Here is a 14182-nt window from a genome sequence, read left to right as displayed (position 1 = left end):
TCAATCAGCAGAAATCTTAACAGCGTCTCTATTCCCGGGGCATTTGACCCGAGAGTTCAAGATCGCGGAAACGATAGGATGTCACGATCCGGGCGAAAATGCGAATGCCTACACCCCCGCTATGGTTCCGTTCGTCATCTGAGCATGCCACATTCGCGTGCAGCGCCATCACAGCGGTTGGGGAAACGATGAAGGCACTGCTCTGCGAGGCCCATGGGCCGGCCGAGTCGCTCGTCATCCGGGACATCGCCGAGCCCAGCCCCGGACCGGGCGAAGTCGTCGTCGCGGTCAAGGCGGCCGCGCTCAACTTCTTCGACACGCTGATCATCGAGGGGCGCTACCAGACCAAGCCGGCGCTGCCCTTCTCGCCCTCGGCCGAATGCGCCGGCACAATCGCCAGCATCGGCGAAGGCGTCACCGGCTGGCGTGTCGGCGAGCGCGTTGCCGCCTGGCTCGGCCATGGCGCGGCGCGCGAGAGCGTCGTGGTCCCCGCCCAGCAGATCGTGCGTGTGCCCGATGCGCTCGACGACGTCCAGGCGGCGGGGCTGTTTGTCACCTATGGCACGGCGATGCACGGGCTGATCCAGCGCGCTGGCCTCAAGGCTGGTGAGACCCTGGCCGTGCTCGGCGCCGCCGGCGGCGCGGGGCTGGCGGCGGTCGAGATCGGCGCGCTGCTCGGCGCCCATGTCATCGCCTGCGCCTCCTCGGCCGAGAAGCTCGCGCTGGCGAAGACGCACGGCGCCCAGGAAGAGCTCGACTACAGCAACGAGGATCTCAAGGCTGGCCTGCGGCGCCTGACCGAAGGACGCGGCGTCGACGTGCTCTACGACACGGTCGGTGGCGAATTTGCCGAGCCGGCTTTGCGCGCCATGGCCTGGGAGGGCCGCTACCTCGTGGTCGGCTTTGCCGGCGGTGCGATCCCCAAGATCGCGCTCAACCTGCTGCTGCTAAAGGGCTGCGATCTGCGCGGCGTGTTCTGGGGCGAGTTCGTCCGGCGCGAGCCCGCCGCGCATCGCCGCAATATGGAGCGCCTGCTGGACTGGGCCGCGAACGGGCATATCCGCGCCCATGTCCACGCCGCCCTGCCATTGGAGCGCTGGGCCGAGGGCTTCGCCCTGATCGGGAACCGCAAGGCCAAGGGCAAGATCATCCTGACGCTGTGATCTCGCCGTCATTCCAGGTCGCCCCGGAATGACATCTTTCGACGAGCGGGCGGCCCGGCTCTACAGTTCCGCCAGCGTCCGCTTCGCCTTCTCGCGATGCTCAGGCGTGATCGAGCCCGCCACCGCGGCGAGGGCAGCCGCTATCACCGCCGCATCGTCGGTGAAGCCGATGACGGGCAGGAAGTCGGGAATGGCGTCGAGCGGCAGCACGAAATAGCCCAGCGCCGCCAGAAGCGTCAGCCGCACGCGCCGCGGCGTCGCCGGATCGCGCGTGCAGATCCAGGCCGCCAGCAGATCCTCGGCGAAGGGCACCCGCTTTGCCACGCGCTTGAGCCGGCCCAGGAACTCCGCACCGAAGCGCGCCTCGTCGCGCAGGCTCCGGCGGATCTCCGCCATCTCCTCGGGCGAAAAGCGCGAATGGAACGTGTCGCTCATGCCAGCCCCTCCTTGCGGGCTATCGATCCAGGCAGGGCATCGGGGTGATGCCCTGCCTGGAACGTAGGAAAATGTGGCCCCAGGCCAAAGGCTGCACAAGGGGCGGCCCAAGAATCTCGCTTGGAGCGGGGCGGCCGGGCCTCTAAACGCGTTGCAAACGCCATTGCGAACAGGAAGCGCCCATGAAACTCGATTCCTCGCTCTCCGCCATCGTCACCGGCGGCGCCTCGGGCCTCGGCGAAGGCACCGCGCGCATGCTCGCGGGCTTCGGCGTCAAGGTCGCGCTCCTGGATTTGAACACGGAGCGCGGCGAGGCGGTCGCGGCCGAGATCGGCGGGGTCTTCTGCCATTGCGACGTCACCAATGACGCCTCCGTCGACACAGCGCTCGCCAAGGCGCGGGCCGCCCATGGCGTCGCCCGCATCATCGTCAACTGCGCCGGCATCGCACCCGGCCGCCGTGTCATCTCCAGGAAGCGCGAGACCGGCGAGCTCATCGCTCACGACATGGCGACCTTCGAGAAAGGCCTCGCCATCAACCTGACCGGCACTTTTCGCGTGATCGCGAAATCAGCCGTGGCGCTGGCTGCTCTCGACCCGGTCACAGAGGATGGCGGGCGTGGCGTGATCGTCAACACGGCCTCCGTCGCCGCCGAGGACGGCCAGATCGGCCAGGCTTCCTATTCTGCCTCCAAGGCCGGCGTCGTCGGCATGACGCTGCCGATCGCGCGCGAACTCGCCGCCTACGGCATCCGCGTGATGACGATCATGCCCGGCCTGTTCGAGACGCCGATGTTCGACGGTCTGCCGGAGGAATCGCGCGCCTCGCTGGGCGCCTCGATCCCCTTCCCGTCGCGGCTCGGCAAGGCCGGCGAATACGCGGCCCTGGTCAAGAGCATCATCGAGAACGACATGCTCAACGGCACCGCGATCCGGCTCGACGGCGCGATTCGGCTGGCGGCGAAGTAGAACAACGCGATGGACTTCGGTTCATCGCTGTCAGTCCCGGCCGAGGCCATCCTTCGGGATCAGCACCCGGAGGTTTGAATGCATGACATCGTCAACGCCGTGCTGCTGAGAGACGATGCCGTCCTCCTGGCCAGGCGCAGTCCGCATCGAAAGGCTCATCCTGGCCTGTGGAGCTTTCCCGGCGGCCATGTTCAGGTCGGAGAAACGCTGGAACAGGCGCTCATCCGCGAAATTCACGAAGAGATGGGCATCGCGATCCTGGCTTGCGATGCTCTTGGCCGAATCGCCGGTCCGCATACATCGGCCGAGCCGGTTGCCTTCCATATCTATGCTGTGAGGAAATGGCAGGGCGAGCCGCGTATCATGGATGATGAGCACACCGAGTTCGGCTGGTTTCGCTTGGAGGAAGCCCTTGCGCTTCCAAATCTTGCCCTCGAGGAGTACCGGCCCCTGCTCGAATCGCTGCGTTCGGCCGATACTTGAGCAACGAACGAGCCTCAACCGCGACCCTGAACGATCCGGTAGACCTCGCCGCGGCTGAGATCACGGTAGAGATCCACTCGCTCGCCGTTCCAGTGATAGTCGAGATGGCGGCCCTGAACCGGGTTCGAGGCGCCGTCCGGATAGAACAGGCCGACGCAGGCCCCGCCGGCCCGGCGAACGCTCGGATAGACCACGCCTTCCGAACCGACAGCGCGAAGCGCGCTGCCGAGCACCTGGCTTTGCGCATAATCGTCCGGGTCGAGCACCGCGCTGACGGCCGCCCCGGGCGCGCACAGATCGTGCAGTCGCGCCTCGACATCGAGCAGGATTTCACGAAATTGCGAGGTCCAGCCCGGCGGCTGCTTCGTCGCGGCCATGAAGCGGCCATGGTGGTGCACCGTCTCGAACAGCGCGACCTCGAAGCTGTCGCCGGCATAGAGCACACCGAACCCCCCAGTGCTGAAGCGGCTCGGCCGGTCCGGGCTGACATGGGTGAAGGGCGCCATCAGCCAGCTCGCGCCCGGGCCCGAGACGCGCCTCTCCGGCGGCACGAGAGCGAGATTGCCGATGCTCTCCATCAAGCGTGGATTGGTCTTCTGCTCGGCCGCCAGGATCAGTGGCCAGTCGGCGGGATCGGCGATGTCCTCGAACAGGTCGATCGGCGGAAACAGGCTGCGGATGATCCGGACCGCCCCCCGCCACACCAGATCGGTGGCGGGGACGGCGCTGACATCGATCACCAGCCGCCCCGCTCGTCGTCGAGATAGCGCCTGACCCGCATCAGATCCGTCAATTCGCCGCCCAGCATGATCGCCAGCGCCGTATGGCCGGAGAAGGCAGCGTTCGGCGCCTGGATCCAGTCATAGCCGCGCTGCGGCTCGCGAAAGATCAGGCGCAGCGCCTTGTGGATGCCCATCAAATTGGAGAGCCTCGCCTTGCCGTCGCGCGAGATGCGGCCGATCTCGCCGGCCTTCCAGCGCCGGTAGCTGCGCAAGGGCAGGTCGAGCAGTGTCGCCGCCTGCTCGTCGGTGACGTGCCAGAGCCGGAAGAGATTGATTGCGGCGCGAAACATCGCGCTGGCTTCGTCATCCGAAATCGGATCCGGGACAAAGTCGCGCTGGGTCGTCTCGATGCGCTGCAAGGCGGTCATGACGCAATCTCCATTTGGCATCGAATAATACATAAAATGCCAAATGGCAAGATCAGGCCCAAGATCGAATCCCGGGCGTAGGAAGCAGAGGCCCGGAATGACGCTGTGATCGGTACCGAGACAACGGGCTCTATCGCCCGAGATGGCGGTCGAAGAATTTGGCGATATCGGTGAAGGCCTCTTTCGTCTCGGGGGCGTTCATATCCGCGCCATACTGTGCATGGCTCTGGCCCTCATAGACGTTGAGGTCGGCGACGACGCCGGCGCGGCGCAGCTTGCGATGGGTCCGGACCGTGTTCGACAGGAACAGGTCGCGCGTGCCCGAGGTCAGGATGGTCGGCGGAAAGCCGTGGAAATCGCCATAGATCGGCGAGAGCTGCGGATCCTTCAGATCGTGGCCATTGGCGTAGAGCAAGGCCGCGCGCCCGAGCCAGCCGTCCCAGGTCACCAGGACATTGTCGACCCATTCATTGGTGGCGTAGCTGTCGCCGATCTTGGCAATGTCCGACCAGGGCGTGCCCGGCGCGATCGCCCCCGGTAGCGGCAGCCTCTCCGCCTTGGCGCGCAGGACCATGGCGAGCGTCATCGCGCCACCGGTCGAGGTGCCGAAGATCGCCATGTTGCGAGGCTTGGCCATCTTGGTCGCCGCCTTCCAGACCGCCATGGCGTCGTCCATCGCGGCGGGATAAGGCGCATCGGGCGGCATGCGGTAATCGACCGAGATCACCTTGTAGCCGCCGAAGCCGGCGAGCAGGATCGCTTCCGGCAGCGCCGCCTCTCCCGGCCCGAAGACATAGCCGCCGCCATGGACATGGACGAGCAGCCGGTCCCGGTTGGCGCGCGGGATCGTCCTGGGCGTGACGATGAAGGCCTTCACGCCGCCGATCACGGCAGGCTGGACATTGACCTTCAGCTTCTCCTTCAGCGCCGGCAGGGCGGCGATGGCGAGCTTGGCGCGCCTGTCGACCAAGTCCTTCCATTCGGCGGCGCTCTTGGGCGCAGCGTCCATATGCGGCGGGAACGGCAGGGCGATCAGCTTGCGCATCTCCGGGCTGACCTCCTCGGTCGGCACCGGGAAGCTGCGCGGCGGCGTCCTGCGCGGACCATCCGCGGCGTTGGCGGCAGCTTGTTCGGCAGCGAAACTGGCCGGCGGCGCAGCCTGCGGGGCCGGAACCGCCTGGGCCCAGGCGGCTATGGAACCACTGATAGCGAAGATGAGGGCAAGCGACGGAAAACGAAGTGACGGCATGGGCGTTACCTCCGTCTCAGGTCTTGGTTGTCGACAGGTCTTCGTTGTCGACAGACCTTGGTTGTCAAACTGCCTGAGTGAGGTCAGCAGAGCCTCGATATCCGCCGATCGCAACCTGTAACCCCGCCTCGCAGGGCAAGCCCACGATGCGCCCATGGCATGGCGCAAGCCCAATTTACGGGAGCAACCAGCTCGCGAGGCCGCCTGCTACTCCTCGGTCTTCGCCGGCTTCAGCTCATGCTTCAGGATCAATGGCGTCTGCGCGAGCGCAAAGGCCATGGTCAGCGGCATCACGCCCCAGACCTTGAAGGCAACCCAGAAATCCTGCGTCTGCGTGCGCCAGACCACCTCGTTCAGAGCTGCCAGCACGAAGAAGAACAGACCCCAGCGGAAGGTCAGCTTGCGCCAGCCTTCCGCGTCGAGCTGGAGCACCGTCTCCAGCACCAGCGCCAGCAGCGAGCGGCCAAAGAACAGGCCGCCCAGCAGTACGCAGCCGAATAGCGCGTTCACGATGGTCGGCTTGACCTTGATGAAGAAGGCGTCGTCGAGCGCGATCGTCAGTCCGCCGAAGACACTGACCACCACGGCGTTGACGATCGCCATGCGCGGCAGATAGCCCAGCACGATCCGCGACAGCGCCAGTGCCACCAGCGAGGCGGCGATGAAGATACCGGTCGCAACGAAGATGCGCCGGTCCGGCGCGACACCAAAGAGCCGGTCGCCATAGGAGTTGGCGAAGAAGAAGATCGCCAACGGCCCAAATTCGAGCGCAAGCTTGAGCAGCGGGTTGACGCTTTTGCCCGGCTTCGCCTCGACCACATTCTCGCTCACGCTGCTTCTCCCAATCCCGCGACCGCGCGGGCGAATTCCTGTGCCGAGAACGGCTCCAGATCGTCGACGCTCTCGCCGACGCCGATGAAATGCACCGGCAGGCCGAATTTCGCCGCCAGCGCCACCAGGATGCCACCGCGCGCCGTACCGTCGAGCTTGGTCATGACCAGCCCGGTGACGCCAGCGGTGTGCTGGAACGCCTCGACCTGGGCGAGCGCATTCTGCCCCACCGTCGCATCGAGCACGAGCAGCGCCGCATGCGGGGCTTCCGGATCCATCTTGCGAATGACGCGGACCACCTTGGCAAGTTCGTCCATCAATCCCGTCTTGTTCTGCAGCCGCCCGGCGGTATCGACCAGCAGCACGTCGGCCCCAGTGGCCTTGGCCTTCTGCAAGGCCTCGTAGGCCAGGCCCGACGCATCCGCGCCCTGCTGGCCGGAGATGACCTCGGCCCCGGTGCGCTCGCCCCAGACCTTGAGCTGCTCGATCGCGGCAGCGCGGAAGGTGTCGCCGGCAGCGAGCATCACGGATTTGCCCTCAGCTCTGAACTTGGCCGCGAGCTTGCCGATCGTCGTCGTCTTGCCCGAACCGTTGACGCCGACCATCAGGATCACGAACGGCTTTTTCGTGGCGTCGATCGCCAGCGGCAAGGCCACGGGGGTGAGGATCGCCTCGACCTCGCGCGCCAGGATCGCCTTCACCTCAGCCGGATCGATCTGCTTGTCGTAGCGCCCCTCGCCGACCGCCTTGGCGATGCGAGCCGAGGTCGCGAGACCCAGATCGGCCTGGATCAGGATGTCCTCGAGGTCTTCGAGCGTGCCGGCGTCGAGCTTGCGCTTGGTGAAGAGGTCCGTGATCCCGGTGGTGAGCGCCGAGGAGGTCCGCGACAGCCCCTCGGTCAGCCTGCGCCACCAGCTCCGCTTCGGCTCCGGCGCGGCGACCACCGGCGGGGAAGCCGTGATTGGAGGCGCCATGACTGGAGGTGCGATGACCGGAGGGGCTTGCACCGGCGCGGACTCCGGCATCGCGATCGGCAAGGGCGCGGCCTCGCCCATCAGCAGGTCGGGTGCGATCAGCGCGTCAGGTTCCGGCTCCGGCGCCGCCTGCGGGGCGGGCGCGCCGGGGTGCTCCGCCGGCTTCGCCTGCTCGTCCTCACCGCCGAAAAGCCTGGAAAAGAAACCGCGTTTCTTCGGTTGCGTCTCGCTCATCATCCGTCCTGTCGTCCGACCGCGCCGCGCCTAGAGGTTGCGTCGTCCGGCCGCCTTCGCTAGAGCCGGATGATGTCAGAAGGGCTCACGAAGTGATCCCATCTGACGTCTGAATCCGTCTCTCATCTAAGAGTTAGAGCAGGATCGATGCGAAAAACCGGTTCCCACTTTTTCGCATCCTGCTCTAGCGCAATGCCATGACCGCGCCCGATCAACCAGAAATTTCGCAAGGGACGCCGGACGCGACGCCGGATTCCGAGCTTCCCGTCCCGCTGCTCTATCGCGACGCCATGATGCTGGTCATCGACAAGCCGGCGGGCCTACCCTCGCATCGCGGTCCCCAGGCCAAACGCCGCGTCATCCCGGTCCTCACCGATCACCTCGACGCGCTGCGCTTCGGCCTGCCGCGCCGGCCCGAGGCCGCGCATCGGCTCGACAAGGACACCTCCGGTTGCCTCGTGCTCGGCCGCCATCCCCGCGCCATGGCCGAACTCAATCAGATGTTCCGTGAGGGCCGCATCGACAAGACCTATTGGGCGATCGTGCAGGGAGATCCCGCTCGCGACCAAGGTCTGATCGACTTGGCCCTCGGCAAGCGCGCGCCCGATCGCGGCTGGTGGATGAAGGTCGACCCCGAAGGCCTGCCCTCGCAGACACGTTTCCGTGTGCTCGGACGTGGTGCCAACGAGACCGGGCCGCTCGCCTGGCTCGCTCTGGAGCCCTTGACCGGTCGCACCCATCAATTGCGTGTGCATTGCGCGGCGTCCGGCTGGCCGATGCTCGGCGACGAAATCTACGGCACGGCGCCGCGCGAGGGCGGGCCGGGGCTGCAATTACATGCCCGCAGCATCACGATCCCGCTCTACCGCAAACGCGCGCCGATCCATGTCGAGGCCCCGCCGCCGGAGCATATGCAGGAGGCGCTTTCGCTCTGCGGCTGGACAAAATCTTTTACAAAATCCTAACGCCGTTCATCGGCTACCGGAGGTTGCGGGAAACCCTTCCCTAACGTGTACCCATTAAAACCCGCCCCGACATCAAAGCCGGGCGGGGCCATGCATCAGACAATCAGCGCGGCCGACACTCCAATGTCGGTCGGTCCAACTGCACGTCCTCTTCTGACATTGCCCGAAGCGCGCTCCCGCTGCGCTGGCCAAACCGGAACAGCGCTGTCGATCTTGCTCGGCTGGGTCGAGAGCTATCTGATGAGCGCTCATGCCGATCTCGGCCGCACCGGCGCAGTCTGCCCATTCACCCGTCAGGCCGCCAAGCTCGACACGGTGCGTCTCAGCATCAGCGATGCCGGCCCCGGGGACGAAGAGGCGGTCTTCACGCTGCTGCGCGACGGTTTCAAGGCGCTGAACGCGATTCCCGCCAAGCCGGCCATGGCGCATTTCCGCACCGTGATCATCGGCTTTCCCGCCTGCGCTGCGCCCGACGGCATCGCGATGCTCAAGCGCATCCAGAAGCGCCACAGATTCTATTCGCTTACCCGCAACCGCATGATCGGGCTGATGTATGCCGATTCCGACGCGCCAGGACTGTGGAACCCCGAATTCCGGCCGCTGCGCGCGCCTTTACCGGTGCTCGCCATCCGCCACATGGTCGAGCAGGACGCTCCCTTCGCAGCCCGCCACCCGCTCCTGCTTGCGCCCTATCTCCTGCGCTTCCCGCTGGCGGGCGTGAAACGCTTGATCTCGCATGTCCGGACCGGCGCCTGATGGCCGTCCTCACCGCGCTGCGTACCAAATGCATCGAGCCGCCTGCGCCCAGCATGGCGGCCCCGGCCACACGCGATGGTGCGCCCGCCATCGACATCGTCAGCGAGCATGGCGGCTTCCTGGCGCTGCAGCCCGAATGGGATGCGCTCTTCGCCCGCGCCGCTTTGCCGCAGCAGGTCTTCCAGAGCCATGTCTTCCTGCGCCATTGGGCGCAGCACTACCTCGAAGCCGGCAGCCGCCTCAGCATCGTCACGGCCAGGCGCGGAGGCCGACTCGTCATGGTCTGGCCGCTGATCACCCAACGCCGCTTCGGTATGACCATCCTGCGCTTCATGGGCGTACCGGTCGCGCAGTTCGGCGACGTGCTCGTCGAGCGTACCGGTCATGAAGCCGAGCTGTTGCAGGCCGGCTGGGCGGCGGTCCGCGGGCTGCGCGCCGACCTGTTCGAATTGCGCAAGCTGCGTACCGATGCCGCCCTTGCCTCCACCGGAATGCCGGGCGATGCGATCCTGCTTGAGCAGCGCGAGGCGCCCTACGCCGATCTCGACCTGCGCGTCGGCCGGGAAGGCCCCAGCGCCGTCTACGCCGCGCGCGAGCGCTCGAACCATCGCAGGCGCTTGCGCCGTTTGAGCGAGCGCGGCGACATCTCCTTTACAACGCTGGACCCAGGCCCGCAGGCCGCAGTGCTCGCCGCCGAGGCGATCGCCATGAAGCAGGTGGCACTGACCCGGCACGGTATCGTCGCACCGACCGTCGCCGATCCGCGCTTTGCTGCCTTTTTCCACGATCTCGCCGGCGACGCCGAGGGCGGCTCGCCACTCCGGATCGCCGTGATTCGCTGCGATGACCAGGCGATCGGCATCGACCTCGCGCTCGACTGCAAGCAGGTGAGCTTCGGCCACGTCATCGCGACCCATCCCGACCATGAGCGAGGCGGCGTCGGCGGCATCCTGGTGCATCGCAGCTTCGCCGCCGCCAAGGCGCGCGGCAACACGCTGTTTGATCTGCTGGCCCCGGCCGACGCCTACAAGCTCGAGCATGCCGATGGGCAGACCGTGGTGAGCGATTCGATGCTACCGCTGTCTTGGTGGGGCCGCCTGGTCTGCCGGCTCGGGCTGCGCCATCTGCGCCCGACGCTGCGGGCCGCCGTCCGGAACCTGCCGGAGCCGGTGACCCGCCGCCTCGTCGCCTGGTCGAACACCGGCAAGGGCTGACGAGTTCAGCCTTGGCCAGGAACCTCCCCGTCACCCTGGACAAGCCGCGGAGCGGCGCAGATCCGGGATAACGGCGCGGTCCTGATGGGTCTCAGCCCGCCAGCGCGTCCATGGCGCGGGCGAGCTTGACGTCGAGCTCAGTCAGGCCGCCGGCGTCATGCGTCGCCAGCGTGACCTCGACGGTCTTGTAGACATTCGACCATTCCGGATGATGGTCCATCTTCTCGGCCAGTAGCGCGACGCGCGTCATCCAGCCGAAGGCCTCGCTGAAATCACGGAAGATGAAGCGCTTCGTGATCGCCTCACGCCCTTCGACAAGCCGCCAGCCGGTCAATGTCACCAGCGCCTCGTTGCGGGCCTCCGCGCCTAATCGCTTCGGCATCGTCATCTCCGCTGGAAACCGGTCTGGGACAGCCGGTTGGGGTAGGCAGGTCCAAGCGGATAGGCCGCTTCCAGCACATAGGGGCCGCCGCCGACCGAATCGCGCGACGACATCAGCGCCAGCCGCCGGGTCGTGAAGCTGATCGGCCGGACGATCGGGTGCTGGCTGAGATAATGCGCGACATCGACCGGGGAGGCGTCCCGCAGCCGCGCCAGGGTAACGTGCGGCACGAATTTGCGCGCCTCCGGCGGCAGGCCGAGCCGGCGCATCAATCGCTCGATATCGGCCTGGAGTTCGCTCAACTTCTGGCTCGGCTGCACCCTGGCGAAGACCGCGCGCGGCTTGTCGCCGCCGAAGCTGCCAAGCGAATCGAGCGTCACCTGGAAGGGATAGGATTGCAGATCGGCCAGAAAGCTATCGACGTCGTTGGCCATGCGGCGATCGATATCGCCAAGGAAGCGCAAGGTGATGTGATAATCGGCGGGCTCGATCCAGCGCGCGCCGACGAGGCCGCCTCGATGCAGCGTCAGCACCGAGGCAACCTCGGCGGGTATTTCCAGAGCTGTGAACAGCCTCGGCATGACGAATCAGTGCCAGTTTTTTGTGACTCTGGCGAGACGAAAAGCCGGGTGAGCACCGGCTTCGTCCACAAGGCAGCGTTGCTCACCCGTCATGCTCGGGCAAAGACCCGAGCATCCCTGGCGGGAGATACCCGGGCAAGCCCGGGAAATGACGTCACCCATCAAGGGCAGGGATTGCCGACGAGCTGGTGGATCGCGTCGATCTTCGCCTCAAGCTCGGACGAAAGCGTCACGCCGATCGAGGCGATGTCGGTCTTCAACTGATCCATCTTGGTGGCGCCGATGATGTTGGCGGTCACGAAAGAGCGCGAATTGACGAATGCCAGCGCCATCTGCGCCGGATCGAGCCCCGCCTCGCGGGCAAGCGCGACATAGCGCTTGATCGCATCCTCCGCGCCTGCCGTCTCATAGCGCTGCGCCCGATTGAACAGGGTGGTGCGGGCTCCGGCCGGTCGCGCGCCGTCGAGATATTTGCCGGTGAGGAAACCCTGGGCGAGCGGCGAATAGGCGAGCAAACCGACATCCTCGCGGATCGCGACCTCGGCCAGCGCCGTGTCGAAAGTGCGATTCAGCAGGCTGTAGGCGTTCTGGATCGACTGGACCCTCGGGCCGCCGCGCGTTTCCGAATCGCGCAGGAAGCTCATCGTGCCCCAGGCACTCTCATTGGAGAGGCCGAGATGGCGGATCTTGCCGGCCTTGATGACCTCGGCGAAGGCATCGAGCTGCTCGGCGATCGGCGTTTCGTCCGCCGGCTTTTCGAAGGCCGCCTTGCTGAAGCGCGTCGGGTTCGAGCCCCAAGGCATCGGCCTCTCGGGAAAATGGATCTGGTAGAGGTCGATATAGTCCGTCTGCAGCCGCGCCAGGCTCTTGTCGACGGCCTCGAAGATCTGCTTGCGGGTGACGCGCGTCGGGCCCTTGTCGTCGCGCAGCCAATCGCTGGTGCCGCGCCCGACGACCTTGGAGGCGAGGATCACCTTGTCGCGATTGCCCCTGGCCTTGAACCAGTTGCCGATGATCCGTTCGGTCGAGCCCTGCGTCTCCGCCTTGGGCGGGATCGAGTACATCTCGGCCGTGTCGAAGAAATTCACGCCCTGGTCGAGGGCGTAGTCCATCTGTTCATGGCCCTCGGCCTGCGTGTTCTGCTCGCCATAGGTCATGGTTCCAAGGCAGATCACCGAGACCTTGAGATCGGTGCGCCCGAGACGACGGTATTCCATGGCGATGCAGCTCCGAGAAAAGACCGGCGAGCAGACGCGCGCCGCGAGGAAGGCAAAACGGAAAAGGCGGGCAAGACGAAAAAGGAGGGGAAGCGATTTTCGGGCCGAGAACCGCGTTCAGGATTTGGCGGGCAGCGTCGCGAGGAAGCGCTCGACCGTCGGCAGGATGCGCTGGACGATGACGCGGACGCCCTCAGGGGTGGGATGAAGCAGATCGGCCTGGTTCAGCGCGCGGTCGCCCGCGATGCCGTCCAGGAAAAACGGGTAAAGCACCAGTCCATGCGCCTGCGCAAGCCGCGGGAACAGCGCGTCAAAACGGCTGGTGTAGTCCGGGCCGAGATTGCGCGGCGCATACATGCCGGCCAGCAGCACGGCGATGTTGCGCGCCTTCAACCGCGTGATGATCGCATCCAGCGCCTTCTCGGTGATCGCCGGATCGATGCCGCGCAGCGCGTCATTGGCGCCGAGCTCGAGGATGACGGCATCGGTCCCGTCGGGAACCGACCAATCCAGTCGCTCCAGCCCCCCCGAGGCGGTATCGCCGGAGACGCCTGCATTGCTGATCTCGACCTGAACGCCCTTCTGGCGCAGGGCTTGCTCCAGCACGGCGGGAAAGGCGGCGCTGGCGGGCAGGCCGTAGCCGGCCGAGAGGCTGTCCCCGAACGCGACGAGCTTGAGCGGGCGGGACGGTGTCTGGGCCATGGTCGCGACCGGAAGCAGCATGAGACAGAACAGAAAAACCGCGGCAAGCGATTGGACAAGCGCATGGGCACGCCCATATCGCCCCGGAACGGGGTGCGCTGCGATACCGCCCCACTCGCTCCATGATGCGGTGCGAGAGGGTCTGATGGAACGTGAAGTCAGGATCATGTCACAATGAGCGAAAAGCCCGCCCCGGCGATCGAATTGCAGGATGTCCACCTTAGTCTGGGGCGTGCCGCTGCCCGCGTCCATATCCTGAAGGGTGTTTCTTTGTCGCTGCCCTCGGGCGAGGCGACGGGGCTCGTCGGTCCCTCCGGTTCGGGCAAGTCCACGCTCCTCATGACCATGGCTGGACTGGAGCGCCCCGATTCCGGCATCGTCAAGGTCGCGGGCCAGGATCTCGGCAGCCTGAACGAGGACGGCCTCGCCCTGTTCCGCGGCAAGCGCATCGGCATCGTCTTCCAGTCCTTCCATCTCGTCCCGACCATGACGGCGCGTGAAAATGTCGCGCTGCCGCTGGAGCTGGCCGGCGCGAACGACGCCTTCGCCCGCGCCGAGGCGGAACTGCGCAATGTCGGCCTCGGCGATCGCATGGACCATTACCCCGCCCAGCTCTCGGGCGGCGAGCAGCAGCGCGTCGCGATCGCGCGCGCGGTCGCGCCCGACCCGGCTATCCTCGTCGCCGACGAGCCGACCGGCAATCTCGATGAAAACACCGGCCGCTCGATCGTCGACCTCATCTTCGCGCTCCGGCGCGAGCGTGGCGCGACGCTCGTCCTGGTCACGCATGACCTGTCGCTTGCAGCGCTTTGCGACAGGACGATCCGCCTGCGCGCCGGGCGCATCGAGGCCGATGCCGATCTGGCGGTCGCCTGATC

17 protein-coding genes are annotated in these 14182 nt (G+C 66.3%); 7 read left to right on the top strand and 10 right to left on the bottom strand.

Annotated elements, in window-relative coordinates; all coding sequences use genetic code 11:
* The first annotated feature begins 188 nt into the window (after positions 1 to 188).
* Positions 189 to 1163, top strand: coding sequence for an NADPH:quinone oxidoreductase family protein (locus tag BMZ97_RS29715; RefSeq protein ID WP_092178304.1), 975 nt, complete (start codon positions 189 to 191; stop codon positions 1161 to 1163).
* Positions 1164 to 1223: 60 nt separating this feature from the next.
* Here BMZ97_RS29715 and BMZ97_RS29710 read toward each other — a convergent pair whose 3' ends face one another.
* Positions 1224 to 1598 (bottom strand): YkvA family protein, encoded by a 375-nt coding sequence (locus BMZ97_RS29710; protein ID WP_092178302.1) that lies wholly within the window; start codon positions 1596 to 1598, stop codon positions 1224 to 1226.
* A gap of 182 nt (positions 1599 to 1780) precedes the next feature.
* Here BMZ97_RS29710 and BMZ97_RS29705 point away from each other — a divergent pair, with 182 nt between their 5' ends.
* Together BMZ97_RS29705 and BMZ97_RS29700 are read left to right on the top strand one after the other, a co-directional pair.
* On the top strand, positions 1781 to 2566 hold the full coding sequence (locus tag BMZ97_RS29705) for an SDR family NAD(P)-dependent oxidoreductase (RefSeq protein ID WP_092178300.1): 786 nt from the start codon (positions 1781 to 1783) through the stop codon (positions 2564 to 2566).
* A 78-nt stretch (positions 2567 to 2644) separates the two neighbouring features.
* Positions 2645 to 3049 (top strand): NUDIX domain-containing protein, encoded by a 405-nt coding sequence (locus BMZ97_RS29700; protein ID WP_092178298.1) that lies wholly within the window; start codon positions 2645 to 2647, stop codon positions 3047 to 3049.
* A gap of 14 nt (positions 3050 to 3063) precedes the next feature.
* Here the strand turns inward: BMZ97_RS29700 and BMZ97_RS29695 are convergent, their stop codons facing one another.
* The 5 genes from BMZ97_RS29695 to ftsY all read right to left on the bottom strand — a co-directional run bounded on the left by BMZ97_RS29695 (position 3064) and on the right by ftsY (position 7490).
* Positions 3064 to 3789, bottom strand: coding sequence for an RES family NAD+ phosphorylase (locus BMZ97_RS29695; RefSeq protein ID WP_092178296.1), 726 nt, complete (start codon positions 3787 to 3789; stop codon positions 3064 to 3066).
* The gene (locus BMZ97_RS29690) at positions 3786 to 4199 is read right to left on the bottom strand and encodes an MbcA/ParS/Xre antitoxin family protein (RefSeq protein ID WP_092178294.1); all 414 of its coding nucleotides are present in this window, start codon (positions 4197 to 4199) and stop codon (positions 3786 to 3788) included. The genes BMZ97_RS29695 and BMZ97_RS29690 overlap by 4 nt, the downstream gene beginning before the upstream one ends.
* Before the next feature lie 130 nt (positions 4200 to 4329).
* The gene (locus tag BMZ97_RS29685) at positions 4330 to 5448 is read right to left on the bottom strand and encodes an alpha/beta hydrolase (RefSeq protein ID WP_092178292.1); all 1119 of its coding nucleotides are present in this window, start codon (positions 5446 to 5448) and stop codon (positions 4330 to 4332) included.
* Positions 5449 to 5655: 207 nt separating this feature from the next.
* The gene (locus BMZ97_RS29680) at positions 5656 to 6279 is read right to left on the bottom strand and encodes a septation protein A (RefSeq protein WP_244546671.1); all 624 of its coding nucleotides are present in this window, start codon (positions 6277 to 6279) and stop codon (positions 5656 to 5658) included.
* A complete protein-coding gene (gene ftsY, locus BMZ97_RS29675; RefSeq protein WP_092178290.1) occupies positions 6276 to 7490 on the bottom strand; it encodes a signal recognition particle-docking protein FtsY in 1215 nt (404 codons plus the stop codon). Before ftsY ends, BMZ97_RS29680 begins: the two co-directional genes overlap by 4 nt.
* A gap of 194 nt (positions 7491 to 7684) precedes the next feature.
* Here ftsY and BMZ97_RS29670 point away from each other — a divergent pair, with 194 nt between their 5' ends.
* The 3 genes from BMZ97_RS29670 to BMZ97_RS29660 all read left to right on the top strand — a co-directional run bounded on the left by BMZ97_RS29670 (position 7685) and on the right by BMZ97_RS29660 (position 10422).
* A complete protein-coding gene (locus BMZ97_RS29670; protein ID WP_092178288.1) occupies positions 7685 to 8452 on the top strand; it encodes an RluA family pseudouridine synthase in 768 nt (255 codons plus the stop codon).
* Positions 8453 to 8542: 90 nt separating this feature from the next.
* Positions 8543 to 9208 carry a DUF6875 domain-containing protein gene (locus tag BMZ97_RS29665; RefSeq protein WP_348272139.1) on the top strand — a complete coding sequence of 222 codons (666 nt, stop codon included), beginning with the start codon at positions 8543 to 8545 and terminating at the stop codon, positions 9206 to 9208.
* A complete protein-coding gene (locus BMZ97_RS29660) occupies positions 9208 to 10422 on the top strand; it encodes a GNAT family N-acetyltransferase (protein ID WP_092178284.1) in 1215 nt (404 codons plus the stop codon). Before BMZ97_RS29665 ends, BMZ97_RS29660 begins: the two co-directional genes overlap by 1 nt.
* Before the next feature lie 91 nt (positions 10423 to 10513).
* Here the strand turns inward: BMZ97_RS29660 and BMZ97_RS29655 are convergent, their stop codons facing one another.
* The 4 genes from BMZ97_RS29655 to BMZ97_RS29640 form a co-directional block, all read right to left on the bottom strand.
* Positions 10514 to 10804 (bottom strand): 4a-hydroxytetrahydrobiopterin dehydratase, encoded by a 291-nt coding sequence (locus BMZ97_RS29655; protein ID WP_069689048.1) that lies wholly within the window; start codon positions 10802 to 10804, stop codon positions 10514 to 10516.
* A gap of 2 nt (positions 10805 to 10806) precedes the next feature.
* A complete protein-coding gene (gene thpR, locus BMZ97_RS29650; protein ID WP_092178282.1) occupies positions 10807 to 11385 on the bottom strand; it encodes an RNA 2',3'-cyclic phosphodiesterase in 579 nt (192 codons plus the stop codon).
* A 161-nt stretch (positions 11386 to 11546) separates the two neighbouring features.
* On the bottom strand, positions 11547 to 12602 hold the full coding sequence (locus tag BMZ97_RS29645; RefSeq protein WP_092178280.1) for an aldo/keto reductase: 1056 nt from the start codon (positions 12600 to 12602) through the stop codon (positions 11547 to 11549).
* A gap of 117 nt (positions 12603 to 12719) precedes the next feature.
* Positions 12720 to 13325: an arylesterase gene (locus BMZ97_RS29640; RefSeq protein WP_092178278.1), complete on the bottom strand. Its 606-nt coding sequence runs from the start codon at positions 13323 to 13325 to the stop codon at positions 12720 to 12722.
* Between the two features lie 153 nt (positions 13326 to 13478).
* Between BMZ97_RS29640 and BMZ97_RS29635 the strand changes: the two genes are divergently transcribed.
* The gene (locus BMZ97_RS29635; RefSeq protein WP_069689052.1) at positions 13479 to 14180 is read left to right on the top strand and encodes an ABC transporter ATP-binding protein; all 702 of its coding nucleotides are present in this window, start codon (positions 13479 to 13481) and stop codon (positions 14178 to 14180) included.
* Positions 14181 to 14182 lie beyond the last annotated feature (2 nt).

This window comes from Allobosea sp. OK403 (assembly GCF_900113835.1).
In the GTDB taxonomy this organism is placed as follows: domain Bacteria; phylum Pseudomonadota; class Alphaproteobacteria; order Rhizobiales; family Beijerinckiaceae; genus Allobosea.
The sequence above is the reverse complement of the archived record's forward strand: the minus strand, read 5'-3'. Positions and strand labels throughout refer to the sequence as shown.

Bases quoted from the DNA above. Each gene is read 5' to 3' on its own strand.
- BMZ97_RS29645 (WP_092178280.1), bottom strand. From the start codon at position 12,602: ATGGAATACCGTCGTCTCGGGCGCACCGATCTCAAGGTCTCGGTGATC.
- BMZ97_RS29660 (WP_092178284.1), top strand. From the start codon at position 9,208: ATGGCCGTCCTCACCGCGCTGCGTACCAAATGCATCGAGCCGCCTGCG.
- BMZ97_RS29705 (WP_092178300.1), top strand. From the start codon at position 1,781: ATGAAACTCGATTCCTCGCTCTCCGCCATCGTCACCGGCGGCGCCTCG.
- BMZ97_RS29640 (WP_092178278.1), bottom strand. From the start codon at position 13,325: ATGCTGCTTCCGGTCGCGACCATGGCCCAGACACCGTCCCGCCCGCTC.
- thpR (WP_092178282.1), bottom strand. From the start codon at position 11,385: ATGCCGAGGCTGTTCACAGCTCTGGAAATACCCGCCGAGGTTGCCTCG.
- BMZ97_RS29690 (WP_092178294.1), bottom strand. From the start codon at position 4,199: ATGACCGCCTTGCAGCGCATCGAGACGACCCAGCGCGACTTTGTCCCG.
- BMZ97_RS29670 (WP_092178288.1), top strand. From the start codon at position 7,685: ATGACCGCGCCCGATCAACCAGAAATTTCGCAAGGGACGCCGGACGCG.
- ftsY (WP_092178290.1), bottom strand. From the start codon at position 7,490: ATGATGAGCGAGACGCAACCGAAGAAACGCGGTTTCTTTTCCAGGCTT.
- BMZ97_RS29685 (WP_092178292.1), bottom strand. From the start codon at position 5,448: ATGCCGTCACTTCGTTTTCCGTCGCTTGCCCTCATCTTCGCTATCAGT.
- BMZ97_RS29665 (WP_348272139.1), top strand. From the start codon at position 8,543: ATGCATCAGACAATCAGCGCGGCCGACACTCCAATGTCGGTCGGTCCA.
- BMZ97_RS29655 (WP_069689048.1), bottom strand. From the start codon at position 10,804: ATGCCGAAGCGATTAGGCGCGGAGGCCCGCAACGAGGCGCTGGTGACA.
- BMZ97_RS29710 (WP_092178302.1), bottom strand. From the start codon at position 1,598: ATGAGCGACACGTTCCATTCGCGCTTTTCGCCCGAGGAGATGGCGGAG.
- BMZ97_RS29715 (WP_092178304.1), top strand. From the start codon at position 189: ATGAAGGCACTGCTCTGCGAGGCCCATGGGCCGGCCGAGTCGCTCGTC.
- BMZ97_RS29635 (WP_069689052.1), top strand. From the start codon at position 13,479: ATGAGCGAAAAGCCCGCCCCGGCGATCGAATTGCAGGATGTCCACCTT.
- BMZ97_RS29700 (WP_092178298.1), top strand. From the start codon at position 2,645: ATGCATGACATCGTCAACGCCGTGCTGCTGAGAGACGATGCCGTCCTC.